Raw genomic sequence first — 25230 nt, 5'->3', positions numbered from 1 at the left:
TAAGTTTAGAAAGTGATATTTACACCGAATGCATATTGTCTCATAGTAGAATATCCCACTGCGGTACGCATTTCCGGGTCCATTCCTTCATACTCGGTAATGGTAAATAGATTCTCACCGGAAGCAAAGAAACGGATATTCTGCGCATATACTCTTTTCGACAGAACAGCAGGCAATGTATATCCGATAGTCAGGTTCTTCAGTTTTATATAATCCCCTTTTTGCAAATGTACTGATGACTGTGTCATACCACTTTGGTCGTTACCGGAGTTATTTGTCAAGCGAGGATTCTTTGAACTCAAGTTCGTACGCGGATCATTGGGATTTTTGGGATCAAAGAAATAATGATCGTTTGCTATTGCCTCGCCGATAGCATACCCTTTGATAGTAGCACTACTATTCAATGCCAAGCGATAATAGTAAATCTTGAAACCTGCTGCACCTGACCAGTTCATAGAGAAATCGAAACCTTTCCAATTAACGCTTGCCTGCAGACCGAAGTTATACTTGGGCACATTAGAACAGCCTTGAAATTCATTATCGGCGTCATTTCCATATACACCGTCGCCATTTAAGTCTGCATAGATGTAATCGCCATACCAAATGCCACTCTTACTGACGTTCTGACGCGGATAGAACTTGTACCCTGCCCCTACCATGGCATTCAGCCATTTCATGTCGTCTACCGTACGGATCATTCCGTCTTTCGGACCACCGTTGATATTGACAGTTCCATCTGCATTAAAACTGTTTCCACTACCTTTATATGGTTGCAACATATAGTATTCATTAATCATTTTACCTTCTATTACACGAGTAGATCCTCCGGTAGAAACATCGCCGATATTGGTTTGATAAACGCGGTTCCCATTTTCATCTGTCACCCAGCCACGCTGCAATTCTCCTTTGTATTTACTGACTTTATTCTGGTTATAGGCAAAGTTACCGGATACACGGTATTCTACTTTACCGATACGGTCTTGCCAGTTCAGGGTCATCTCAATACCACGGTTAGTCACTTCCGCAATATTCTGACGAGGGCCACTGGCTGTCCCGAGAGACATATACATATCAGGGCGATATAAAATTCCATCCGTTACTTTATTATAAAATTCAGCCTCGAACGTCAGACGGTTTCTTAAAGTTGCAAAGTCAATACCAATATTGGTGATAGCAGTACTTTCCCATTCCAACAGATTATTGGAAATAGAGGTAACCGCCAATCCGTTATTCAGACTACCGCCAAATGCATATTTAGCAGAGTTGTACACAGCCTGCCATTCATAATTGCCAATCGCATTATTTCCTAATTTACCCCAAGAAGCACGTAGCTTCAAGTTATCGATAGGAAGTCCTTTCATAAATGTCTCCTCACTAATTCTCCATCCGGCAGAGAAAGAAGGAAAAAGTCCCCAACGATTATCCGGAGCAAAACGGGAAGAACCGTCATAACGCATATTTACCTCAAATAGATAACGACTGTCAAAAGCATAATTAATGCGACCGAAATAAGAACGGGATGTATATTCTTCCCCCGTACCGCTAATAGAAGAAGGAGTAGTAGCTGAACTTGGGTCACCCACAGACGAGTCTATTAATCCGAGTTTGGCGGTATCCGTAGTTCGTTTGACAAAACGCTCTTCTTCAAAGCCCAATAACATACCGATATCATGTTTATGGAAAGTCTGGTTATAGTTGAGCAAGTGCGTCAATTTCCAATGGTTCTCACGGACATACGCCATACGAGTATACAAATCAGCAGGATCTTTGGGGGCAGCTATCCACTGATCTGTACTAAAACTATATTTTCCATAATCCGTATTCACGGACATCGATTCATAACGGTAATCCTTATAGTTCAGATTAACATCGTATGAAAAGTGTTTCAAAAACTTTACGTTGGCATAAAAAGTAGTGAAGAACTGTGTGTTCTTGATATGCCCTTCCGTTTGTGCCATGTCCCACAGAGGATTGTGAGATTGCGGATCTTCCTCGTTTGCTTCCGGCGCGCCATATTTTCCGTCATAATATGGATATACGCCCGGTATCATCTTTTGAGTATTAATATTGGTGAGTGAACCGGTATCGCTTTTCTTCTGGTCAGTGTGATACCCCCATACGCGAGTGCCAATACGTAACCACTTAGTAATATCCGAATAAACATTGGCACGCAAAAAATAGCGTTGGTATCCGGTATCCTTGATTAATCCCGGATTGTCGGTATAAGATATAGAAAGATTATATCCGGTACGTCCCTCTTGCCCAGTGACGGAAAGCGAATGTTTCATCATCCAGTCGTTACTATATATCTCATCGTACCAATCCGTATTGGGATAAGCTACATAATTAGGATAGCCAGAAGCTGAAATGCCATTCGGATCTTTTTCCGCTTCGCGCCATTGATTGATAGTAATGTCGCTGAAAGGAGCAGATTCTCCGATATTAGTAGCGGCTTCGTTCATCAATTCCATATACTTGGCGTAGTTAGATACCGTTTTTATCAGTTTGGTAGGTTGATTCAGTGAAAAAGTAGCATTGTAGGACACGCTGACCTTTCCTTTTTGTCCGGTTTTGGTAGTAACCAAAATAACCCCATTTGCCCCCCGGTTACCATAAATAGCACATGAAGCCGCATCTTTCAGGATGGAAATAGAGGCAATATCATTGGGATCTACATTATTCAGGCTTTGCTCCATTCCGTCCACCAATACAAGTGGCGAAGAACTGTTCAGAGTACCCACCCCCCGAATATTGAAAGAAAAACCTTCATTATATGGAGTCCCGGAACTTTGCATCACCTGCAAACCGGCTGTCATACCGCTCAACGCCTGCGAAGCACTGACCAAAGGACGTGAAAGTGATTCCTTTTCCAAATTTACCGTAGCAACCGAACCGGTCAGGTTAACCTTCTTTTGCGTGCCATAACCAACCACTACTACTTCTGAAAGCATTTTCACATTCTCTCCCATTACAATATTGAATGTCGTCTTGCCGGCCGACAATGAGATTTCCTGTGTGTCAAAACCGATATAAGACACTTGCAATTTCTTAGCGTCTTCCGGTATTTCCAGTTCAAATTTCCCTTCCATATTACTCACCGTACCAATATTAGTACCAGGAATTGATACCGATACTCCAATTAACAATTCATCATTGACATCGCTGATGACACCATTGATACGCCGTTTCTTATCCGATTTCTGAACGACAGGCCGGGTGATGATAATATGATCATCTTTTATTTTATAAATCAACTCCTGTCCTTTCAGAATCTGATCCAGCGCTTTGCTTATTGGTTGATTATCTACCTTCACGGTTACCTTACGGGTCAGGTCCACATCATTTTTCTCATATACTAAGGATACATTTCCTTTGACCTCCAACTCCCGAAATGCTTTGCGCACCGTTACATCCTGCAAATGTAAGGTCACCTGCTGCGCATGAACCGACAGTGGAAGAACTGCAGCTAATAGCACGAAGAACATGCATTTGATGATTTTACTCATTGATTTAAGTTTTTATGTGTATATCTTTTGTTACTAACTCATTGTCTTACAATGTTCTTATTTAAACATTATCCAGGATTGCGAACTAGCTTCATTATCCGCATTTTTCACATTGCCGTTCGTTTCCCAGTCGTATCTACCGGCTACCTTTCCTAAAGGTACCCCTCTACTATCATCTCGAATGACAACAGGACTATGATAGTTCTCACCAAACACAATGGCATCTGTACAACCCACTTCCTGCAAGGCCACGGCCACTTCCCGTAAAGAAGAGCCATCACTAAAGACATTCCAAGCTGCTTTTACTGAGTTATAAGAATTCGTAAAACGATTACTTACAAAAATGACCAAGTCTCCTTCTTCCGTGATACCGACAGCCCGGCGTCCTACAGGCTTACCATCAAAAGTCCAAATGTTTACTGGATTAGCCGCCCATGAATTAGTTCCTGACAATGCTCCATCCATTCCTCTGTTACGGGTCGAAGTATTTCTTCCTTCATTGGTGGCAAATGTCTTATAAAGCTCTGCATTTTCTCCGGCAATCATGATCTGCCCTTTTTGCAATGGATAAGAATATCCGCTGACAGCACTGACTGGCGACCACTGTACTCCATTGGCGGCTTGTTTGCCGGCTCCACCGCTAGTGAACTTATACAAGTTATTATCTATCACTTCCGCATAGGAAATCTCCGCCTTTCCATCAGCCGTAATTCCTAAAGTTCCCGGACAATATTTCAAAGAAGTAGCTAAGTTATAGCCGAGACGCGGCGCGGATAACAGCCCACTATCATTCCATCCGAGACTATAAAATATCGGTACCCAGAATTGCCCGGACAATCCCGGAACAAACAGTGAATAATCCATATTATCATTCATGATAGCTGTTGTACGATGTTGAGCAGTGGGTTCAGCCCATGTTACATTGTCTTTATTCATATCCCAGCTAACCTTCATGTTTATTTTACCGGCAGGAATAGTAATCAGCCACCCCGTATTACCGCTCCTTCCATGCAAGTTTTTATTCTCATAGACAATCATAAAATCAGGAATACAAATACTGCTGTATTGATTCTTTAAATCAGCAGTAATATTTTCCCAGTTTACCCCTGCGTCAATAATTCCATTTACAGCACTCAACTGGTACTTTTTAGTCATGTTGTTTGTATTGTCTTTTACAGTAATAGTAAGTGTGCTGCTTAAGTCAACAATCAGGTTCCCATTTTCATCTTTTTGACTGGCGGGATCCGTAGAGATGACTTCTGCGTTATCTGCCAAAATAGGCATCAAGACTACGTTTGCAAATGTAGTGTTTTGTTTGAAACGTAACGAAGCGACACCATTCATAAAACTGCCACTAACCTGCTCTGTATTACAAGTAGCCGTTACACCTCGAAGTAACTGGGTAGAAGTGCTGAAAATGGTATATTCGATATCATCTGCTCCATCATTCACTTTAATACGGGTAATACCGCTGCTTAAATCCAGTACAGCGTCAGTAGTGAGCGGATCAATAGGTTTTGCCCATTCATCCGCCAGTTTGAGTTTCACATTCACCGCACTTTGGTCGTCCAAAATGCGAAAATCTAAGGCTATGACTCTACTGTTCTGGTCAATAAGACCATTTATCCAATTCCCTGTGCCATCTTCTGCCTGTATGGCTACCAATGGCTCTTTTACGTACCCCGGGTCTTCGGATAAGACAACACCTTTTAGTTCATCTTCTCCGCATGACGTGAATATAAACACAAGGAATGTGCTTAATAGAAAATGTAGTTTCTTCATACAATATTATTTAAATAAGAAATAGCTTATTTTCTGTTATTCCTGAAAGCAATCTTTATCCTGTATGACTAAACTAAAACAGCTGTTTGTATACCTTATAACTTCAAAAAAGAGTATCGCGCTATGCTCTTTTACAATTCTTCTTTTTACCATTCATAGAGATTCAGGTTAAAATATGCTTTATTGGCCTATTCATTAATATGACAGCCAGATTAATAAAAAGTATAGTGAGAAATGATTTTTTTATTCGTTCAGCCCTCCAACTCATCTTTTTATTAGTGAGTTTGGTCATCTTACATTTTTTCAATACCTTGCCCCCGAATTATCCATCGGAGAAACAAAACGTGTGAGTATTCACCTTAATATATTAACTAATAAATCAAATATACGATTTCTGAAAGACATAATGGAAAAGAACCTGGAAACAGAGATTATCGAGGCCCTGAAATCGGGTAAAGAGGAGGCATTCCGATACATCTATAAAACTTACTATATAGATCTTTGCCGGATAGCGAGAGGGTATTTGACAGACTCTTATCTATCAGAATCTATAGTAGAAGATTTGGTGTATAGCCTATGGGAAAACCGCTCTAAAATAGCAATTAACACCTCATTGAAGAACTACCTTTTCAGAAGTGTAGCCAACAAGTGTATCAATTATCTTCAGCTTGAATATGTGAGAAGGGAAACGGCCTGCTCGTCAGAAGACCTGGTCATTTACAGCGACTTATGGTCTTTGGGCGAAAATCCGGTTGAGCATTTAGAGGGTAAGGAGCTGCATGCTATTATCCAGAAAACGATTGATGGATTATCTCCGGAAACCCGAAAGGTGTTTTTATTGAGTCGTTTTGAAAACAAAAGACAAGAAGAGATTGCCGAAATCATGGGAATCACTATTCATACAGTGAAATATCACATGTGAAGTGCACTGGATAAGCTGAAAGAAACTGCAAAATCTTATCTTGCCCTAATTGTAATGTTTATTACGAATATATTTAATTAATATTAAAAAGCAAAGTTATTCACTATACTTCTCCTATTGACAGACTGTCCTGATGATAGCGCAGGTAGGTAATTTTCAATAGATATTAAGTTTAAGATGGTATGAAAGAAGAATTTGACAGACTGATATATGATTTCCTCTCGGGAAGTATTACCAAAGAGGAGTTGCATAAGTTGAACGAATGGGTATACTCCGATCCGGAGAATCAGGAATATTTTGAACAGCAGAAACGAATCTGGCTTCTGTCTGCCGAGTATGAAAATGCATCTGTACACGAAGAACGTGCCTATAACAGGTTTGCGGAACGAATCCGTAAACATAAGAGTGCTCCGGCAGGAAAGGTAAGAAGAGCCTTATTTGTGAAGTATGCAGGTTACGCAGCGGCAATCATTATATTACTGTTTACCACTCCTTTTATAATTTATAATTTTACAACACCTGATGATTCTTTGATTTCCGAAGTATACGCTCCAAGAAAATCGAAATTAAAAATGAAGCTTCCTGACGGTTCTATAGTATGGTTAAACGCAGATTCCAAGCTTTCTTACTCCGAGAGTTTTAGCCGAAAGAATCGCAATGTCCGGCTGGAAGGCGAAGGGTATTTTGAGGTAGAGTATGGAGAGCATCCATTTGTTGTACAAACAGACTCTGCACAGATCAAGGTACTGGGTACTAAGTTTAACGTAAAAAATTATGGTGATGAGAAGTATATAAAGGTATCACTCCTAGAAGGTGCCATTGCCTTATCGTGCATCAACCAAGAGTTTATAATGAAGCCTAATCAAACGATGACAGTTAATAAGTTTGACCAAACTTATAAGCTGACCGAGAGTGCTGATTATGCTGAACAGTGGATCAACTGCAAAGTTTTTTGGGATGAGATTCCTATGTCGATCATTTCTAAAGAGTTGGAGCGCCAGTTTGATGTGACATTCGCATTTGAGTCAGAGCAACTCAAGAATTTAATTTTCCATGGAAGTTTTATTATAGAAACAAATAAATTAGAGAAAATATTGGATATTATGTCTGAAACAAATAAATTTAGCTACTCAATTGAAAAAGATAAGGTATATATCCATTCATTGAAAAAATAAGAAACGATTAAAGAATCTTCAAAAATAATATCATGACCGCACAAGAGTTTTTTAAGAACGATCTGTTTGCCGAAAACGCAGGAGTAGTACTGCTGGAAGTACGCAAAGGATACAGTAAAGCCAAGTTAGAAATAAAACCCGAACATCTGAATGCAGGCGCCCGTACACAAGGAGGAGCCATTTTCACATTAGCGGACCTGGCACTGGCCGCAGCAGCCAACTCGCACGGTACACTAGCTTTCTCTCTCTCGTCCAGCATCACTTTTCTACGCGCAAGCGGACCTGGCGACATCCTTTTTGCCGAAGCACGCGAACGCTACATCGGTCGAAGTACAGGCTGCTATCAGGTAGATGTAACGAACCAGAACGGAGATTTGATTGCCACTTTTGAATCCAGCGTATTCCGGAAAGACCAGAAAGTGCTTTTCGAAGTTCAGGAATAAAAAATCTCTTTATCTATTTAACGACAGAAGTCAGCGGATGCCGGTTGCCGGTCACATTATTCAAGAATGCTTTTGCCGAACCGAAATTCAGGAATAAGTCCAGACGGACAGGAAGATGGTTCAAATCGTCCGTTACGAAGAAAGTAATCACTTCCTTCTCTTTCCCTTTCTTATCATATTCAACTAATGAGAAAATCAGGCAACGGTAAGTCACTCCATTTTCTGCTTTTACATTTTCTTTACCGCGATAAATAAGCGTCTGTTCTTCCACTTTACGTCCCGTAGCCATCGGAAATTTAATCTTGTCTCCCACCTTATAATCAGCAGGGTCGTAAGAACGTGCCTGTCCTAAGATGCTTAACATATCGTATATACAACGGCTATCGCTAGCTTCAGATTCATCAAACGCTCCATCCCGGTAAGTACGCTTCTGATTTACCAGACAAAGACCGTTCTTATAAGAAAACCAAGCCTCATCGACCGTGTAACGTTTTCCCTCTTCGGCACCTTTACGGAAATAGCGCGGCTCCAGTTTTTCTCCAATCACACAAGTCAGCGTATCGCGCATCTTGAAAAAGAAATCCGCCCGTTTACTGCCCAAAGCAAGCAGGTTAATCCGGTAGGCTGGTTGTGAATGATAAGTAGTCGCATTCGTCGTCAAACTGGCAAGTCCGGCTTTCACCCAGACAAACTTCCAGTTAAAATATAAATCATACATTACGTGTTCGCCGGATTGAAACGCATCATTCTTCGCTTCACATTGGGCACTGGCAGGGAGGGCGAAAGCTCCCATCAGTAAGGCCACTAATCCGATAATAAAATTGCGTCGAACACTAACGACGGCGGTTCTGACTATTTCGTTCCCGATCCTTTTTCTTCTTGTCTTCATCTGGTTTTTGTTTTTTAAGTTCATCCAGCTTTTGCTTATCCAGCGGAACTGCATGAATATCCCAACTTTGTTCTAGATCCCAGTTGGCTTTCGGCTCTAAAATCTGATTATAATAATACACCTCTTCGGGCTGCACCCCTTTTTCAAAATTACCGGTATCCCATTCACCGTTTCCATTCCGGTCGTTAATCAACCGGGCGGAGTACTTACCGGGATTTAAGTAATAAAAGTCGACATAACCTCCCTCCTCTACTCTTCTTCGGCGTACCACTTTATCCTGCGCATCCAACAGTTCAACGAAAGCATTAGGTTCCGCTCCCGTCACCACAAACGTGATTTTGGCATATTCTTCCAAACTACGCACCTTGAACCCTTGTTTTATTTTGTCTGTAAACAGTCCGTATATACCATGGAACGCAGTCGAATCTACCGAAAATTCATATTCCAGCGTCGGCTCCCAATCATAATACAGATTAAACCTCTTTAGATTCACAGAGTCCTGTTCAAAGTCGAATGGTATATCTTTCCAAAGCGTATCTACCTTTTGCCGCAGATGGATGGCCGCAGTATCAAAACTGGCTATCGGTTCTTCAAAACTCAAAGAGATAGAACCATATACATCCATTGACGAAGGAGCCCCGACATTTACCGGCAAGAATTTTGTCGGTTCGGGTTCATCCTCTTCACCTTTCTTTTTCTTCTTTTTCTTTTTGTCCTTATCCGGCTCCTCTTTCTTATATTTTTGCTTCGAAACGAGGTTGAGCGTATCTGTACGGGGCACTAACTGATTCAATGTATCCGTATAAAGATAAGTCAGGCTCATAGCCAGCGTATCTTGTTTAAAGAGCAGGGAGTCTTTTACCCAATAATGGATGGTGTCATTCCGCTGATTCTTTTCGATAACAAAAGCATCCTTTTCATCGAAGTTCAAGCCTTTCAATACAGGCAAAGTATCGGCTTTACCGGCAAAGTAGAACGTGAATTTCTGCGGAACCAATCTTTCCGACTTGATAAGATATTGCGAATAGTTGAGTTCTTTAAAGGCACGGAGGATGACATCATCCGGCAAATAATGCATATATTTCTTCTCAACAATCGTGTCGTAAGTCAATGAATCGACCCAAGCCGTATCCATGCGGACACGTTCTTCCATACGAGGGATAATCAACGAATCGTGGAAAGCAATCATCTCGCTCTTCTGATTAAAAGTAAAGTTCTGGTCGGCATCCATCAAACCGTAGATACGATACTTACCGGGAGCTATACCCCGGATAGAGAAACGGCCACGGCTGTCTGTACGTGCCACACGGTCGAAAGGCAATTTATTGAAAGCCGAATCGTTCAGGTTGGAATGCAGTCCGACGAGCATACCTTTAATCGGTTCCAGATTAGAAGCATCGAGCATTGTTCCCGACACCTCCATCGTATCGATCTCCGTACCGGTAGAGAACGTAAATGCAAAATTCCCTAGCGGATTACCTTCATTATTATCGACAATCGCATCCGAGAAGTCAATCGTGTAGGTAGTATTGGGCTTCAAAGAGTCGAGCAGGTTCACTTGTATTCTCTTGCCGGAAGCCTTTATCTCCGGTTGCTGTATCTGGGGAGGAGAAACAACGACTTTCTCGGTTGCTTTCTCCAACTTAATAAACTCATCAAATACCAAAGAAATTTTAGTCCTTTCATTATTCAGAGCACCCGCAGCAGGAGTACTACCGATGAAACGGGGTGGCGTCTCATCATAAGGGCCTCCGTCCGGCCGTCCAATACTGGCGCAGGAATATAACATAGCTCCCAGCGTTACTACCGGAAGCACCTTGCGAACTATTTGCTTTATCTTTTGATTCTCAAATTGTAACATGCTGCAAAAATAAGGGTTCTTATTCAATAAACACCACACTTTCTAGCTAATTTATTAAAAAAGGAAAGGGTGGCATAAGGTAATAAACAATATTTGCGACGTTTTTATTTCTTTCTTACTAATATAATTAGTTTTATTACCTAAAAAGATTACCTTTGTTGCCTGATATCTTTTCGTATAACTATAGTTATTCGAAAAGATAACTATAGTCTCCCTTGCGTATGACTATAGTTATACGAAAGAAAGACTATAGTCATACGAAGTAAGAATAGCTAATAAAACAAATCCTCACAGGCAATCGGATAAATAAAAGTACCGGTATAAAACAATTCTGATTATGAGTATACATTACGACCTTTACAACACGCCCGACATTCAGAAGAAAGGCGAAGAACAGCCACTTCATCCCCGTGTTGTTTTCAACGGAACAATCGATCAGGAAGAATTCCTGGATCGTGTTCACAAATTCACCGGAATAAGCCGTAGCTTATTGGTTGGTGCCATGCAGTCTTTTCAAAATGAATTAAGAGACCTGCTTGCAAATGGATGGATTGTGGAGCTAGGTGATATCGGATATTTTTCCGTCTCTCTGCAAGGACCTCCAGCGATGAAAAAGAAAGATGTGCACGCCCAATCCATCAGCCTGAAAAACATCAATTTCCGGGCAGGCAAACAGTTCAAAAAAGAAATAGGCCAGCAAATGAGACCAGAGCGCGGCAAATCGTTCACCCGTCCTACCGGAAAAGGGCACAGTGAAAAAGAGTGTCTGGCTATCATCAACGAACACCTCCAACGATTTCCCTGTTTGACCCGTGCAGATTATTGCCGATTGACAGGGCATGACAAGCAACGGGCACTCAATGAACTAAATACCTTTATCGAGCGCGGATTGTTGATACGCTACGGAGCTGGAAAACTGGTGGTTTATGCAAAAAAAACAGAAGGATGAATTACAATTATTCTGTTTATATACCCATGAAAAAAGAAAGTCTTAAATAACAAAAAAGTCTTTGCGGTTTGCTTTTTTTTGTACTTTTGCATATTGAGGGAGTATCAGCCAAACTTAGAAAGCTCCCTTATCTAATTTTTAATCGTATTTATATGGCAATAAAAGATAAAATTAAGAAGCTGGCAGACAAATATACTAAGACTCTTCATTCCCAAATCGCTCAGAGAAAAAAGGAAATGAAGGATGATGATACGTCACACTATTTGATTTATCGTGTTCTCGGTATTTCTAACGAAGAAGGCCAACTTATCGACGAATATCAAAATACAGGTCGTTTCTTGTACAAGTATGCCGGCTCTTTTTTGGAAGAAGCCACAACGCTTTGTTTTACCGAAGTTTATCCAGAAGGATGCAAGACTAAGATCCCTAATACTTTAGGCCAAAAGCCTAAAACTTTTGAGATAGATTTTCTTAATGGTACAGATGCCATTGAAATCAAGTGGAGAGACGCAACAACTGATGGCGACCATATAACAAAAGAACACACTAGAGTAAAGGTTATCACTGGAGCAGGTTTTACACCCATCCGTGTTATGTTCTACTATCCTCAAAGAGCCCAAGCTATTAAGATTCAAGAAACACTCGAGACTCTTTACAGTGGAGTTAACGGTGAATACTATGCAGGAGATTATGCATGGGAGTTTGTTAAACGATACACAGGAATCGACTTAAAACAAGTTTTAGAAGAAATTGCCTATGAGAGAACTGCAAGCAACAATGATTAATACAATTTTGCTTGGTGATTGCCGAGAAATACTAAAAGGAATCGCCACCCAAAGTATTAACATGGTTTATCTTGACCCTCCTTTTTTTACTCAAAAAAAGCATAAGCTTACTGATTCATCTCGCGATAAAATATACTCTTTTGACGATAAATACAAATCGTTGGATGAATACTTAAGCCTGATAAAAGAGGCTTTAATTGAGTGTAAGCGAGTTTTGCGAGATGATGGCTCATTGTTACTTCATTGTGACAAAACGGCTTCTCATCATCTACGTTTCGTTTTAGATGAAATTTTTGGCGAAGATAACTTTGTTAATGAAATTGTTTGGACTTACAAGAGATGGTCAAATTCTAAAAGCGGACTTCAAAACGCTCATCAAATAATTTTCTTTTACTCAAAATGTGAGAATTTTAAATTTAATAAGCTGTATACGGATTATTCTGCTACAACAAACATTGACCAAATTCTTCAAGAGAGAGAAAGAGACCTATTTGGGAAAGCCGTTTATAAGAGAAATGCAGATGGAGAAATCGTAAAACCAACAAGCAAGAAAGGTGTCCCTTTATCTGATGTATGGGAAATTCCGTTTCTCAATCCCAAAGCCAAAGAGCGCTGTGGATATCCTACCCAAAAGCCAGTTGCACTTCTTAAAAAGATTATTGAAGTCACAACTGATGAGAGTGATATTGTGTTGGATCCTTTTTGTGGAAGCGGAACGACTTGTGTAGCTGCGAAATCAATGGGACGAAACTACATCGGGATAGATATTTCCGAAGATGCTGTAAGTTTATCCAAGCAGCGTCTTTGTAAAATGATTATTACAGAGTCTCAGTTATTAAAAAAAGGTGAGAGAAGTTATATTGAGAAGACTGAATTTGAATTGGAGATATTAAAAAACATCAATGCGGTCCCTGTTCAGCGTAATTCAACTGTTGATGGTTTTTTAAAAGAAAGTCTGACTCCTATTATAATTCAAAGAGAGTTTGATTCTGCAAACTTTCTACTAGCAAAAATAAACAAACTATATAATAAACAAAAGTGTTTAGAGGTGATTATTGTTCAGACTGAAGCTGGTGATTTACTGGATAAGATAGAAAATAGCCCTTGCAAAATAAGAGTAATAAAAACACTGCAAGCACAGATGATTCAGAACTATCTATGAAATTATAAAACAAGATTACTTGCTTTATAGATATTTATTGCTACTTTTGTTGCGGTTTCCTTTCATACGTAGAGAGGAACATGTTATTGAGAACGGTTATTTATTGCATTCAACCATAAATTCGGCAAAAATTTACCGCGAATGGCAATAAGTGATGTCAGGTCTCGCGCACACTTCTGCATATAATTTGTTTATATACCCAATGGGCGTGGGACTATCACTTATGTCGCGGAGGGTCTTTGCCGAGCCTATGGTTGGCATACAGTGGTAGTTTTCCACGTATTCTATGCTAATATCCTAATATCTAATTCTGTTTAACAATAAATTAACTTCTCGTTCTTTTTCTCCTTCATTACTTCTCGTTCTTCATAATATTTATATGTATTTTGATCATATGGTACTTTCTTCCTGACTAGTGCGACTATGATCCGTATGAGTTTGTTCTTTACATTGTTTAAAGCCACTTGTGGTTTCTTCCCTTTGTTGATCAATCGTTGATAGTAATCTCTGATTTCAGGATTATATATCTTGGCTATATGCGCCGCTTGTCCCAATAATGATTTGATAAGTTTATTTGCAAAATGGCTTGTATGAGCAGGTGTATTTACGCTAGTTCCTGATTGTTTTCCGAAGGGTGCGACTCCATAATAGCATGCAATCTTTCTGGGGTCATATCCGAATTTCTTGAAGTTGTTTGTGTAGACCAACATGCAGGTTGCGTTTTGTCTGGCTACGCCTTTGATTGATGTTATAATCGCATAATTTTCTTTCAGTTCCTCATCAGCCTCTATAATGTTATCAATCATCTTATCGCATTCGGCAATTGCTTTGTTTATCTCGTCGATCAGGTGTTTACTCTTGCGGTTGATGAAGGATATTGCTTTTGATTTGTTTGATTGTGATTTGTCCTCTTTGCGTAATTCCATTGCCACTCTCTGCCCCACTAGCTTATGCCGGTACAGGAAGACCTCCCGTAGTTGTGCCAGGGATTCATTTAATGGTTCAAAGGGTACAGCCTTGTCCTGTTGTCTCCATGCATATTCAGCAATGATTGCAGAGTCCGCCTTATCGTTTTTCACACGTTGAATTCCACTGCTGTGTTTTATGTTATAAGCGTTCTCAATCCATATGTCATATCCTTTTACGTAAAGCCATTTGCTCAGTCCTATACTGCATGACCCCGTGTCTTCACCACAGAATAACCATTCACTGGAAATAGTATCCCAAGCGTTGGTTTTAACCCAATTACAGAGCTTGCGGTAGCCTGTATTGTTGTTTGGGAAACATCCGTACTCACGGGAACCTATTTCGTTCATGCCACACGCGAGAATTATCGTCGCGTCAAGTTTCTCTTTTGAAAAATCAATTCCAATAAATAATTTTTTCATATTTTTGCTGTGTTTATTTTAAGACTGGTAAAAGCTGTTTGAACTCTAAACTCTAAATAGGCTCGCAACCTTGATATTCTATCGGAGCTTTGCAGCTTGGCGGAGAGAGCCCGTTACGTGGGGTAGCCTCAAGTGCTTTCTCTTTTATGGTATCCTCTTCCCGCCTATCAGTCTTTATCTTAATACGACAAAGATAATAAGACTGATATTTTTCTGGTAAGATGCGGAGGTAATTATCCGTCGCGCTTGACTTTTTTAAAATAAATTTCCGACCTCTTATCTATTGACTGCAAACTTAGAGCTCTCTTTTTTTAACCGCGCACCACAGGGAAATGATGCGACAAACATAACAAAGATATGTACGACGACCTGAAAGAAAACATTATTCTATTAATGCAGCACCCTATCGCGCGCCGCCCCATCTCCAACTTATCAGATGAAGAACGAGAAAAAGCATCCGACCTGCTGAACTATCTTTCAACTTTATCCGTTGACGAAAACTATACCTTATTAGATTACATCCAAATGGCACGTCTTGAATATGCACTTGGAGAACTTGAGTATAGAACAACAAATGATGCCGAAAAAGTGATCCGCCATTTTAGAACCGCCCTCCAATACTTGGAGAAAGGAGGGTTCGACTTAAGTATCATTAAGTGGACAGAGTTAGTCAGTCTGCGAACCAAAGAAGATATGGAATAATCCAGATTCATAACCCTTACCTATATATAATAGGAGATAGCAAACAGAAAGATTGCTTGTGAAAGTAACCCTTCCGGCCTATCTTCGAAGAGAATGCCTTCCCTACCCCTGATACCCCAATATCTCAATCGGCATCCTCTTCTTTCATTTCACCATTCCATCTTTTCCACATATACAGACCTATACATTCGTCTTTTACACACCAGAGTCAGTAAAATACTCTATTTTCTAGCTAATTTATTAAAAACGAATCCTAATTGAATGATAATTAGCCCTACACTGAATAAAATATTCCCTATCTTTGACTCCCGAAATTCAAACCTAATACAAAAAACCCATGAAGAAACAACTACTCTCTTGCTGCTTGGCTGCATTGGGACTGACAGCAATTCAAGCACAAAGCTTCAATGAGTGGAAAGACCCGGAAGTGAATTCCGTAAACCGCTCCGCCATGCACGCTAATTACTTTGCTTACGCATCGGCTGATGAAGCTAAAGCCGGCATCAAAGAAAATTCAACGAATTTCATGACCCTGAACGGTCCTTGGAAATTCAACTGGGTGAGACATGCAGATGCACGCCCGACTGACTTCTATCAAACTAATTTCAACGACAAAGGTTGGGACGACCTTCAGGTGCCCGGCGTTTGGGAATTGAACGGTTACGGTGATCCTATCTACGTCAACGTAGGATATGCATGGAGAAGCCAATTCAAAAACAATCCTCCGCAGGTGCCGACAGAAAACAATCATGTAGGCTCTTACCGCAAAGAAATCATCCTTCCCGCCGACTGGAAAGGCAAAGAGATTTTTGCACATTTCGGCTCGGTAACTTCCAATATGTACCTTTGGGTGAACGGACGCTACGTAGGATATAGCGAAGACAGTAAACTGGAAGCTGAATTCAACCTGACCAACTATCTGAAACCGGGTAAAAACGTGATCGCTTTCCAAGTATTCCGCTGGTGCGACGGCAGTTATCTGGAAGATCAGGACTTCTTCCGCTACTCCGGCGTAGGACGTGACTGTTATCTCTACGCACGCGACAAAAAATACATTCAGGACATTCGTATCACTCCCGATCTGGACAGCCAATATAAAGACGGTATGCTGAATATAGCCGTTGACCTGAAAGGAAGCGGCACAGTAGCTTTAAACTTGACAGATACTCAAGGCAACAGTGTAGCGACTGCCAACTTGAAGGGTTCGGGCAAATTAAATACAACCTTGTCTGTCTCTAATCCGGCTAAATGGACTGCCGAGACACCTAACCTCTACACGCTGACCGCTACACTGAAAAACGGCAATAATGTAGTAGAAGTAATCCCCGTTAAAGTAGGTTTCCGCAAGATTGAGCTGAAAGGCGGACAGATACTCGTAAACGGACAACCGGTACTCTTCAAAGGAGCCGACCGTCACGAAATAGACCCGGACGGTGGTTATGTCGTTTCTCTCGAACGTATGCTACAGGATATCAAAGTGATGAAAGAACTGAACATCAACGCTGTGCGTACCTGCCATTATCCGGACGACAACCGTTGGTATGACCTTTGTGACCAATATGGTCTGTATGTAGTGGCCGAGGCCAATGTAGAATCTCACGGAATGGGTTACGGCGATCAGACACTGGCAAAGAACCCGAGTTATGCCAAAGCTCACATGGAACGTAACCAACGCAATGTACAACGCGGATACAACCATCCGTCTATCATCTTCTGGTCACTGGGTAACGAAGCCGGCATGGGACCGAACTTTGAGAAATGCTACACTTGGATCAAGAACGAAGACAAGACGCGTGCCGTACAATACGAACAGGCAGGAACCAGCGAATTCACCGATATTTTCTGCCCAATGTATTATGACTACAACGCTTGTATCAAATATAGTGAAGGTAATATCCAGAAACCGTTAATCCAATGCGAATATGCACACGCAATGGGTAATTCGGAAGGCGGATTCAAAGAATACTGGGACATCATCCGTAAATATCCGAAATATCAGGGTGGATTTATTTGGGACTTCGTAGATCAATCCTGCCACTGGAAAAATAAAGACGGAGTGAGTATCTATGGTTATGGCGGCGATTTCAACAAATACGACGCTTCGGACAACAACTTCAACGACAACGGCCTAATCAGCCCCGACCGCGTGCCTAATCCACATGCTTATGAAGTTGCTTATTTCTATCAGGATATATGGACTACTCCTGCGGATCTTGCCAAAGGTGAAATCAATATTTTCAATGAGAACTTCTTCCGCGACCTCTCTGCATACTATATGGAATGGCAATTACTGGCAAACGGGGAAGTAGTGCAAACAGGCATCGTGCCCGACCTGAAAGTTGCGCCCCAACAAACCGTCAAAGTGCAAATTCCGTTTGACGTGAAGAATATCTGCCCTTGCAAGGAATTATTGCTCAATATGAGCTACAAACTGAAAGCTGCCGAAACACTGCTGCCGGCAGGAACGACTATCGCTTACGACCAGTTAAGCATCCGCGACTACAAAGCACCGGAACTGAAACTGGAAAACCAACAGGCTTCCAACGTTCCGGTTATCGTACCCGATATTTTGGATAACGACCGCAATTACCTGATCGTGAAAGGTGAGAACTTCTCCATGGATTTCAACAAACAAGACGGTTACCTCTGCCGTTACGACGTCAACGGTATGCAAATGATGGAAGACGGCAGCGCACTGACTCCTAACTTCTGGCGTGCACCGACCGACAATGATTTCGGAGCCGGACTGCAACACAAATACGCTGCATGGAAGAATCCGGAACTGAAACTGACCTCTCTGAAACACGCGATTGAAAACGATCAGGCAGTGGTTCGTGCTGAATATGACATGAAGTCGATAGGTGGAACATTGTCGCTGACTTATACCATTAATAATAAAGGTGCAGTGAAGGTTACTCAAAAGATGGTGGCAGACAAGAGCAAGAAGGTTTCTGAAATGTTCCGCTTCGGTATGCAAATGCGTATGCCTGTCAACTTCAACGAGGTAGAATACTACGGCCGTGGTCCGGGAGAGAACTATGCCGACCGTAACCACGGAGCCATGTTGGGCAAATACCGCCAAACGGTAGAAGAACAATTCTATCCTTACATCCGCCCGCAGGAAACCGGAACAAAAACGGACATCCGTTGGTGGAGACTTCTGAATATCAGCGGCAACGGACTACAATTCGTATCGGATGCTCCTTTCTCTGCTTCTGCACTGAATTATACCATCGAATCATTGGATGACGGTGACGGTAAAGACCAGCGTCACTCACCGGAAGTAGAAAAGGCGGACTTCACCAATTTCTGTATCGACAAGGCGCAAGCTGGTCTTGCCTGTGTCAACAGTTGGGGAGCTATACCACTGGAAAAATACCGTCTTCCTTACCAAGATTATGAGTTAAGTTTTATTATGACTCCTGTATATCATAAACTAAAGTAAAAAACATAGTTAAAAAACACGGTATCAGAGAACAAGAATACCGAATTTAAAGTACTTTTGCAGCCGGAAACTAATTTGCCTAAATTAGTTTCCGGCTTTTCTTCCTTAAAACCCTTGACTATATGAATGAACAGCACACTGGGAACAAACGCATTAAATTAAAAAACAGATATTTATAAGTATGAAAAGTAGAATTGTTTTATTTGCATTTTGCGTAGCCCTCTTGTCTAGTTGTGGCAATAAGGGCAATGGAACAGGAAAGGTTCCTGAATATGCAGTACAAGAGTTACAAAAGACGACTGCCCATTTAACAACTGCCTATCCGGCTACAATCAAAGGTAAACAAGACGTAGAAATCCGTCCGCAGGTATCGGGTTTCATCACGAAACTATGCGTGGATGAAGGAGCAACTGTCCGTAAGGGACAAGTATTGTTCATTGTTGATCCTACACAATACGAAGCTGCAGTGCGCACAGCAAAAGCTGCCGTTGCTACAGCCGAAGCTGCTGTCAGCACTCAACAAATGACGGTAGACAATAAGCGTGAGCTTAACAAGAAGAACATCATCAGTGACTACGACTTGTCAATGGCAGAAAATACGCTGGCGCAATCACAGGCACAACTGGCACAAGCAAAAGCACAGCTTACCACTGCACAGCAGAATCTCTCTTTCACCCAAGTGAAGAGTCCTTCTGACGGTGTAATCAACGATATTCCGTATCGTCTGGGAGCATTGGTAAGCCCTTCCATCTCTACTCCGATGACTACTGTTTCTGAAATTGATGAAGTATATGTATATTTCTCCATGACAGAAAAAGAGCTGTTGGCCATGACTAAAACCGGAGGTACTATCAAAGAAGAAATCAGCAAAATTCCAGCTATCAAATTGCAGCTGATCGACGGTACAGAGTACAGCATCGAGGGTAAAGTAGACGCAATTACAGGAGTGATCGACCAGTCAACCGGTTCGGTAAGTATGCGTGCCCTTTTCCCGAACAAAGAACACATCTTACGCAGTGGCGGAACAGCAAACGTACTGATTCCTTACACGATGGAAAATGTGATTACGATACCGCAATCAGCAACAGTAGAAATTCAGGATAAGAAGTTCGTTTACGTTTTGCAACCGGATAACACGGTGAAATATACAGAAATCAAGATCTTCAATCTAGACAACGGAAAAGAATATCTCGTAACTTCAGGTCTGAATCCTGGAGATAAAATTGTAATCGAAGGCGTGCAGAGTCTGAAAGATGGCCAGAGCATACAGCCTATCACACCTGCTCAAAAAGAAGCGAACTATCAACAGCATTTGAAAGACCAGCACGATGGTAATTTAGCTACAGCTTTCAATTAATAATTTAGATAATCGTATGAAGTTAGATAAATTTATTAACCGTCCGGTACTATCAACGGTTATTTCTATTTTGATAGTCATTCTGGGTGCTATCGGACTGGCAACACTGCCAATCACCCAGTATCCGGACATTGCGCCTCCTACCGTATCGGTAAGGGCCACTTATACGGGTGCCAGCGCGTCGACCGTATTGAATTCCGTGATTGCCCCGCTAGAGGAACAAATCAATGGTGTGGAAAATATGATGTATATGACCTCCAACGCATCCAACACCGGTGCAGGTGATATATCCATCTATTTTAAACAGGGAACAGACCCGGATATGGCTGCCGTTAACGTGCAGAACCGTGTTTCTATGGCACAGGGATTACTGCCTGCCGAAGTAACCAAAGTCGGTGTGACAACTCAGAAACGCCAGACTTCCATGCTAGTGGTGTTCTCTCTTTACGACGAAAGTGATACATATACAGAATCATTTATCGAAAACTATGCTAAGATCAACCTGATTCCGCAAGTTCAGCGTGTACCGGGTGTGGGTGATGCCTCTGTGATGGGACAGGACTACTCTATGCGTATCTGGCTACGTCCGGACGTAATGGCGCAATACAAGCTGGTTCCGGGCGACGTATCCGCAGCCTTGGCAGAACAGAACGTGGAAGCTGCTCCGGGACAATTCGGTGAACGCAGCAACCAGACTTTCCAATATACCATCCGCTACAAAGGACGTCTGCAACAACCGGAGGAATTCGAAAATATCGTCATCAAATCTTTGCCCGACGGTGAAGTGCTTCGCCTGAACGATATTGCAGAAATCCAACTGGACCGTTTGGGATACAACTTTACCAACCGTGTAAACGGACATAAGGCTGTAACCTGTATCGTTTATCAGATGGCAGGAACAAATGCGACACAAACCATCAGCGACATTCAGGTGTTGCTGGATGAAGCGTCCAAATCACTGCCTGCCGGTTTGAAGATAAACGTATCCATGAATGCCAACGACTTCTTGTTCGCTTCTATCCATGAGGTATTGAAAACATTGATCGAGGCATTTATCCTGGTATTTATCGTAGTATATATCTTCCTGCAGGACTTACGTTCTACATTGATTCCGACCATCGCCATCCCGGTAGCTCTTATCGGTACATTCTTTATCCTGTCCTTAGTAGGATTCAGTTTGAACTTGCTGACGTTATGTGCGCTTGTACTCGCCATCGCCATTGTGGTCGATGACGCCATTGTGGTCGTCGAGGGTGTACACGCCAAGCTAGACCAAGGCTATACTTCCGCCCGTCTGGCTTCCATCGACGCAATGAACGAATTGGGCGGTGCTATCGTATCCATTACACTGGTCATGATGGCCGTATTTATCCCGGTAAGTTTCATGGGTGGAACGGCGGGAACATTCTATCGCCAATTTGGTATGACTATGGCCATCGCCATCGGTCTGTCCGCTCTGAACGCTTTGACATTAAGCCCCGCCTTGTGTGCCGTTCTTCTGAAACCGCACAAGCAGGAAGGTTCCGAAGAAGTTCCTCCATTGAAGGAGCGTATGAAAACAGCCTACAAGACGGCTCATACAACAATGATAAACAGATATACCGAAGCAATCGGAAAGATGTTGCATCCGGGAATCACACTCACATTCACACTTGTTGCCATTCTCGGTATGATTTTCGGATTCTTCAGTATCAATCCGGTGATTACCGCCATCCTCATACTTCTTAGTATTTTGGCACTAATCGGAATGAGCACGAATAAATTCAAGAACAGATTCAACGATACCTATGAATCTATCCTGAAACGATATAAAAAGCACGTACTGTTCTTCATCCAGAAGAAATGGTTGTCCATGGGGTTGGTCGTTGCTTCTATTGTATTGCTTATGTTCTTCATGAACACCACTCCGACAGGTATGGTGCCCAACGAAGATACCGGTACACTGATGGGAGCTGTGACTTTGCCGCCGGGCACGTCACAAGACCGCTCGGAAGAGATTCTGGCACGTGTAGACAGCCTGATTGCCGCTGATCCGGCCGTATCTTCGCGCACATTGATTTCCGGTTTCAGTTTCATCGGTGGACAGGGACCGTCCTACGGTTCTTTCATCATCAAACTGAAAGATTGGGATGAACGTTCGATGATACAAAACTCTGACGTTGTGGTGGGGTCCTTATATATGCGTGCACAGAAGATCATCAAGGAAGCACAGGTGTTGTTCTTTGCTCCGCCGATGATCCCGGGTTATTCAGCATCTACGGATATTGAGGTGAATATGCAGGATAAGACGGGCGGTGACTTGAACAAGTTCTTCGATGTAGTCAACGACTATACCGCCGCACTGGAAGCCCGCCCTGAAATCAATTCTGCCAAAACAACGTTCAACCCGAACTTCCCGCAATATATGATTGATATTGACGCGGCAGCTTGTAAGAAGGCAGGCATCAGCCCGAGCGACATCCTTACCACTATGCAAGGATATTATGGTGGTCTGTATGCATCCAACTTCAACCGTTTTGGTAAGATGTATCGTGTAATGATTCAGTCGGACCCGTTATCACGTAAGAATCTGGAATCTTTGAAGAATATCAAGGTTCGTAACAGTGCCGGTGAAATGGCTCCTATCTCTCAATTCATTACGATTGATAAAGTGTATGGCCCGGATATCATCAGCCGCTTCAACCTTTACACTTCCATGAAAGTGATGGTGGCTCCTGCCAGTGGTTATACATCCGGACAGGCATTGGCTGCGCTGGCAGAAGTAGCCAAGCAGAATCTTCCGACCGGTTACACCTACGAGTTGGGTGGTATGGCGCGTGAAGAAGCTCAGAGCAGTGGAAGCGCTACCGGATTGATTTTCATCCTCTGCTTCGTATTCGTTTATCTGTTGCTGAGTGCACAATACGAAAGTTACATACTTCCGTTAGCCGTATTATTGTCCGTTCCGTTCGGTCTGCTAGGCAGCTTCCTGTTTGTGAACGGAGTAAGTGCTATCGGTAATATCTCGATGTTGAAGATGATTCTGGGGACAATGTCCAACAATATCTATATGCAGATTGCGTTGATCATGTTGATGGGTCTGTTGGCGAAAAATGCCATCCTGATTGTAGAGTTCGCCCTTGACCGCCGCAAGATGGGTATGAGTATCACATGGGCAGCCGTATTGGGCGCCGGTGCCCGTCTCCGCCCGATCCTGATGACATCATTGGCAATGGTAGTCGGATTGCTTCCGTTGATGTTTGCCTTTGGTGTAGGTGCTCACGGTAACCGTACACTGGGTACTGCTTCTATCGGTGGTATGTTGATCGGTATGATTTGCCAGATTTTCATCGTTCCTGCCTTGTTCGTAATCTTCCAATATCTGCAAGAGAAAGTAAAACCGATGGAATGGGAAGATATTGACAATACAGATGCTGTAACAGAGATTGAACAATACGCTAAATAATGAAATTCGATATGAAGAAACAGATTCTATATATGTTGTGTGCAACTGCTCTCTTGAGCAGCTGCCACATCTATAAGTCGTATGACAGACCCGAAGATATCACCACTTCCGGCCTGTATCGCGATCCGGTAGCGAATAATGATACACTGGTTTCGGATACAGCCAACTTCGGTAATCTGCCGTGGAGAGAAGTCTTCACCGACCCGCAACTCCAGTCTCTCATCGAAGCGGGACTGAAACAAAACACTGACCTCTTGTCGGCCGCTCAGAATGTGAAAGCAGCAGAAGCATCCCTGATGTCTGCACGTCTGGCTTATGCTCCGTCACTGGGGTTATCACCGCAAGGAACAATCAGTAGTTTTGATAAAAACGCAGCAACAAAAACGTACTCATTGCCCGTTACAGCTAGCTGGCAGATCGACTTGTTCGGTCAGTTGCTCAACTCCAAACGAAATGCACAAGTTACTCTGAAGCAAGTGAAAGCTTACCGTCAGGCTGTGCAGACACAGGTTGTCTCCAACATCGCCAATATGTATTATACATTAATGATGTTAGACCGCCAGCTGGAAATAACCAAAGCCACAGCTGAAATTCTGAAACAGAATGCCGAAACAATGGAAGCGATGAAAAACTCTGCTATGTACAATATCAATTCGGCCGGTGTAGAACAGAGCAAGGCTGCTTACGCGCAGGTACTTGCCACTATTCCGGACATTGAACAAAGCATACGTGAGACGGAAAATGCCCTGTCTACTTTCTTGGGCGAAGCTCCGCACGCCATCAAACGTGGCGTATTGGAGGCACAAGTACTTCCGACGGAACTTTCCGCAGGTGTACCTATCCAGTTGCTATCCAACCGTCCGGACGTAAAAGCTGCTGAAATGTCATTGGCAAGCTGCTATTACAATACTAATTCGGCACGTGCCGCATTCTATCCGCAAATCACGCTTAGCGGCTCTGCCGGATGGACCAACAGTGCCGGTAGCGCAATTATCAATCCGGGAAAGCTGTTGGCTTCCGCCATTGGTTCACTTACGCAGCCTCTATTCTACCGGGGACAGAACATTGCCCGGCTGAAAGCAGCGAAAGCACAGGAGGAACAAGCTAAACTATCCTTCCAACAAACACTTCTGAATGCCGGAAGTGAGGTCAGCAATGCGCTAAGTTTATACCAAAAGACCAGTGAAAAAGTAGAATCACGCCAAATGCAGGTAGAATCTGCAAAGAAAGCTTCGGAAGATACAAAAGAATTGTTTAACTTAGGGACCTCAACCTATCTGGAAGTACTGTCAGCACAACAGTCTTACCTGAGTGCACAAATCTCTCAGGTTTCCGATTGCTTTGATCAGATGCAGGCCGTAGTAAGCCTTTACCAGGCATTGGGTGGTGGAAGAGAAGAATAACTTTAAACATATACTA

Annotated in this window: 16 protein-coding genes; 11 read left to right on the top strand and 5 right to left on the bottom strand. The window is 42.4% G+C overall.

Features of this window, described 5'->3' with window-relative positions:
• Positions 1-5: 5 nt before the first annotated feature.
• Together AB3G73_RS18435 and AB3G73_RS18430 are read right to left on the bottom strand one after the other, a co-directional pair.
• Positions 6-3506 carry a TonB-dependent receptor gene (locus AB3G73_RS18435; protein WP_367745332.1) on the bottom strand — a complete coding sequence of 1167 codons (3501 nt, stop codon included), beginning with the start codon at positions 3504-3506 and terminating at the stop codon, positions 6-8.
• Positions 3507-3563: 57 nt separating this feature from the next.
• Positions 3564-5288 carry a hypothetical protein gene (locus tag AB3G73_RS18430; RefSeq protein WP_367745331.1) on the bottom strand — a complete coding sequence of 575 codons (1725 nt, stop codon included), beginning with the start codon at positions 5286-5288 and terminating at the stop codon, positions 3564-3566.
• A 406-nt stretch (positions 5289-5694) separates the two neighbouring features.
• On the opposite strand from AB3G73_RS18430, the gene AB3G73_RS18425 reads away from it, so the two are divergent.
• From AB3G73_RS18425 to AB3G73_RS18415, 3 genes are all read left to right on the top strand, one after another.
• Positions 5695-6210: an RNA polymerase sigma-70 factor gene (locus AB3G73_RS18425; RefSeq protein ID WP_367745330.1), complete on the top strand. Its 516-nt coding sequence runs from the start codon at positions 5695-5697 to the stop codon at positions 6208-6210.
• A gap of 182 nt (positions 6211-6392) precedes the next feature.
• Complete coding sequence (locus AB3G73_RS18420; RefSeq protein WP_367745329.1) at positions 6393-7385, top strand: FecR family protein; 993 nt, start codon at positions 6393-6395, stop codon at positions 7383-7385.
• A 32-nt stretch (positions 7386-7417) separates the two neighbouring features.
• Positions 7418-7828 (top strand): PaaI family thioesterase, encoded by a 411-nt coding sequence (locus AB3G73_RS18415; protein ID WP_367745328.1) that lies wholly within the window; start codon positions 7418-7420, stop codon positions 7826-7828.
• Between the two features lie 13 nt (positions 7829-7841).
• Here the strand turns inward: AB3G73_RS18415 and AB3G73_RS18410 are convergent, their stop codons facing one another.
• Both AB3G73_RS18410 and AB3G73_RS18405 read right to left on the bottom strand, forming a co-directional pair.
• Entirely contained in the window at positions 7842-8717 is an 876-nt protein-coding gene (locus AB3G73_RS18410) for a DUF3108 domain-containing protein (RefSeq protein ID WP_195648954.1), read from the bottom strand.
• On the bottom strand, positions 8662-10578 hold the full coding sequence (locus AB3G73_RS18405; RefSeq protein ID WP_148364235.1) for an Ig-like domain-containing protein: 1917 nt from the start codon (positions 10576-10578) through the stop codon (positions 8662-8664). Before AB3G73_RS18405 ends, AB3G73_RS18410 begins: the two co-directional genes overlap by 56 nt.
• Before the next feature lie 337 nt (positions 10579-10915).
• On the opposite strand from AB3G73_RS18405, the gene AB3G73_RS18400 reads away from it, so the two are divergent.
• The 3 genes from AB3G73_RS18400 (at position 10916) to AB3G73_RS18390 (ending at position 13474) form a co-directional block, all read left to right on the top strand.
• Positions 10916-11527, top strand: a complete 612-nt coding sequence (locus tag AB3G73_RS18400) for a DNA-binding protein (protein WP_367745327.1) — start codon at positions 10916-10918, stop codon at positions 11525-11527.
• A 152-nt stretch (positions 11528-11679) separates the two neighbouring features.
• Positions 11680-12312 carry an ApaLI family restriction endonuclease gene (locus tag AB3G73_RS18395; protein WP_234131670.1) on the top strand — a complete coding sequence of 211 codons (633 nt, stop codon included), beginning with the start codon at positions 11680-11682 and terminating at the stop codon, positions 12310-12312.
• The gene (locus AB3G73_RS18390; RefSeq protein ID WP_234131671.1) at positions 12284-13474 is read left to right on the top strand and encodes a site-specific DNA-methyltransferase; all 1191 of its coding nucleotides are present in this window, start codon (positions 12284-12286) and stop codon (positions 13472-13474) included. Before AB3G73_RS18395 ends, AB3G73_RS18390 begins: the two co-directional genes overlap by 29 nt.
• 314 nt (positions 13475-13788) lie before the next feature.
• Here the strand turns inward: AB3G73_RS18390 and AB3G73_RS18385 are convergent, their stop codons facing one another.
• Complete coding sequence (locus tag AB3G73_RS18385) at positions 13789-14862, bottom strand: IS110 family transposase (RefSeq protein ID WP_367745326.1); 1074 nt, start codon at positions 14860-14862, stop codon at positions 13789-13791.
• Positions 14863-15219: 357 nt separating this feature from the next.
• Between AB3G73_RS18385 and AB3G73_RS18380 the strand changes: the two genes are divergently transcribed.
• The 5 genes from AB3G73_RS18380 (at position 15220) to AB3G73_RS18360 (ending at position 25214) form a co-directional block, all read left to right on the top strand.
• Positions 15220-15564 (top strand): hypothetical protein, encoded by a 345-nt coding sequence (locus tag AB3G73_RS18380; protein ID WP_234131672.1) that lies wholly within the window; start codon positions 15220-15222, stop codon positions 15562-15564.
• 337 nt (positions 15565-15901) lie between these two features.
• Positions 15902-19009: a glycoside hydrolase family 2 TIM barrel-domain containing protein gene (locus AB3G73_RS18375; protein WP_367745325.1), complete on the top strand. Its 3108-nt coding sequence runs from the start codon at positions 15902-15904 to the stop codon at positions 19007-19009.
• A 181-nt stretch (positions 19010-19190) separates the two neighbouring features.
• Positions 19191-20366: an efflux RND transporter periplasmic adaptor subunit gene (locus tag AB3G73_RS18370; RefSeq protein WP_195648963.1), complete on the top strand. Its 1176-nt coding sequence runs from the start codon at positions 19191-19193 to the stop codon at positions 20364-20366.
• A 16-nt stretch (positions 20367-20382) separates the two neighbouring features.
• Positions 20383-23811, top strand: coding sequence for an efflux RND transporter permease subunit (locus AB3G73_RS18365; RefSeq protein ID WP_074558191.1), 3429 nt, complete (start codon positions 20383-20385; stop codon positions 23809-23811).
• Between the two features lie 11 nt (positions 23812-23822).
• The gene (locus AB3G73_RS18360; protein WP_148365496.1) at positions 23823-25214 is read left to right on the top strand and encodes an efflux transporter outer membrane subunit; all 1392 of its coding nucleotides are present in this window, start codon (positions 23823-23825) and stop codon (positions 25212-25214) included.
• Positions 25215-25230 lie beyond the last annotated feature (16 nt).

Origin of the sequence: Bacteroides sp. L008 (genome assembly GCF_040812255.1) — a bacterium.
Classification (GTDB): domain Bacteria; phylum Bacteroidota; class Bacteroidia; order Bacteroidales; family Bacteroidaceae; genus Bacteroides; species Bacteroides vicugnae.
Note: the sequence above shows the minus strand (reverse complement) of the source record. Positions and strands in the feature narration are given on the sequence as shown.

Excerpts from the sequence above, each read along its gene's own strand:
- AB3G73_RS18385 (WP_367745326.1), bottom strand. The coding sequence starts at position 14,862 with ATGAAAAAATTATTTATTGGAATTGATTTTTCAAAAGAGAAACTTGAC.
- AB3G73_RS18400 (WP_367745327.1), top strand. The coding sequence starts at position 10,916 with ATGAGTATACATTACGACCTTTACAACACGCCCGACATTCAGAAGAAA.
- AB3G73_RS18430 (WP_367745331.1), bottom strand. The coding sequence starts at position 5,288 with ATGAAGAAACTACATTTTCTATTAAGCACATTCCTTGTGTTTATATTC.
- AB3G73_RS18405 (WP_148364235.1), bottom strand. The coding sequence starts at position 10,578 with ATGTTACAATTTGAGAATCAAAAGATAAAGCAAATAGTTCGCAAGGTG.
- AB3G73_RS18410 (WP_195648954.1), bottom strand. The coding sequence starts at position 8,717 with ATGAAGACAAGAAGAAAAAGGATCGGGAACGAAATAGTCAGAACCGCC.
- AB3G73_RS18415 (WP_367745328.1), top strand. The coding sequence starts at position 7,418 with ATGACCGCACAAGAGTTTTTTAAGAACGATCTGTTTGCCGAAAACGCA.
- AB3G73_RS18420 (WP_367745329.1), top strand. The coding sequence starts at position 6,393 with ATGAAAGAAGAATTTGACAGACTGATATATGATTTCCTCTCGGGAAGT.
- AB3G73_RS18360 (WP_148365496.1), top strand. The coding sequence starts at position 23,823 with ATGAAGAAACAGATTCTATATATGTTGTGTGCAACTGCTCTCTTGAGC.
- AB3G73_RS18425 (WP_367745330.1), top strand. The coding sequence starts at position 5,695 with ATGGAAAAGAACCTGGAAACAGAGATTATCGAGGCCCTGAAATCGGGT.
- AB3G73_RS18380 (WP_234131672.1), top strand. The coding sequence starts at position 15,220 with ATGTACGACGACCTGAAAGAAAACATTATTCTATTAATGCAGCACCCT.
- AB3G73_RS18365 (WP_074558191.1), top strand. The coding sequence starts at position 20,383 with ATGAAGTTAGATAAATTTATTAACCGTCCGGTACTATCAACGGTTATT.
- AB3G73_RS18375 (WP_367745325.1), top strand. The coding sequence starts at position 15,902 with ATGAAGAAACAACTACTCTCTTGCTGCTTGGCTGCATTGGGACTGACA.
- AB3G73_RS18390 (WP_234131671.1), top strand. The coding sequence starts at position 12,284 with ATGAGAGAACTGCAAGCAACAATGATTAATACAATTTTGCTTGGTGAT.
- AB3G73_RS18370 (WP_195648963.1), top strand. The coding sequence starts at position 19,191 with ATGAAAAGTAGAATTGTTTTATTTGCATTTTGCGTAGCCCTCTTGTCT.
- AB3G73_RS18395 (WP_234131670.1), top strand. The coding sequence starts at position 11,680 with ATGGCAATAAAAGATAAAATTAAGAAGCTGGCAGACAAATATACTAAG.
- AB3G73_RS18435 (WP_367745332.1), bottom strand. The coding sequence starts at position 3,506 with ATGAGTAAAATCATCAAATGCATGTTCTTCGTGCTATTAGCTGCAGTT.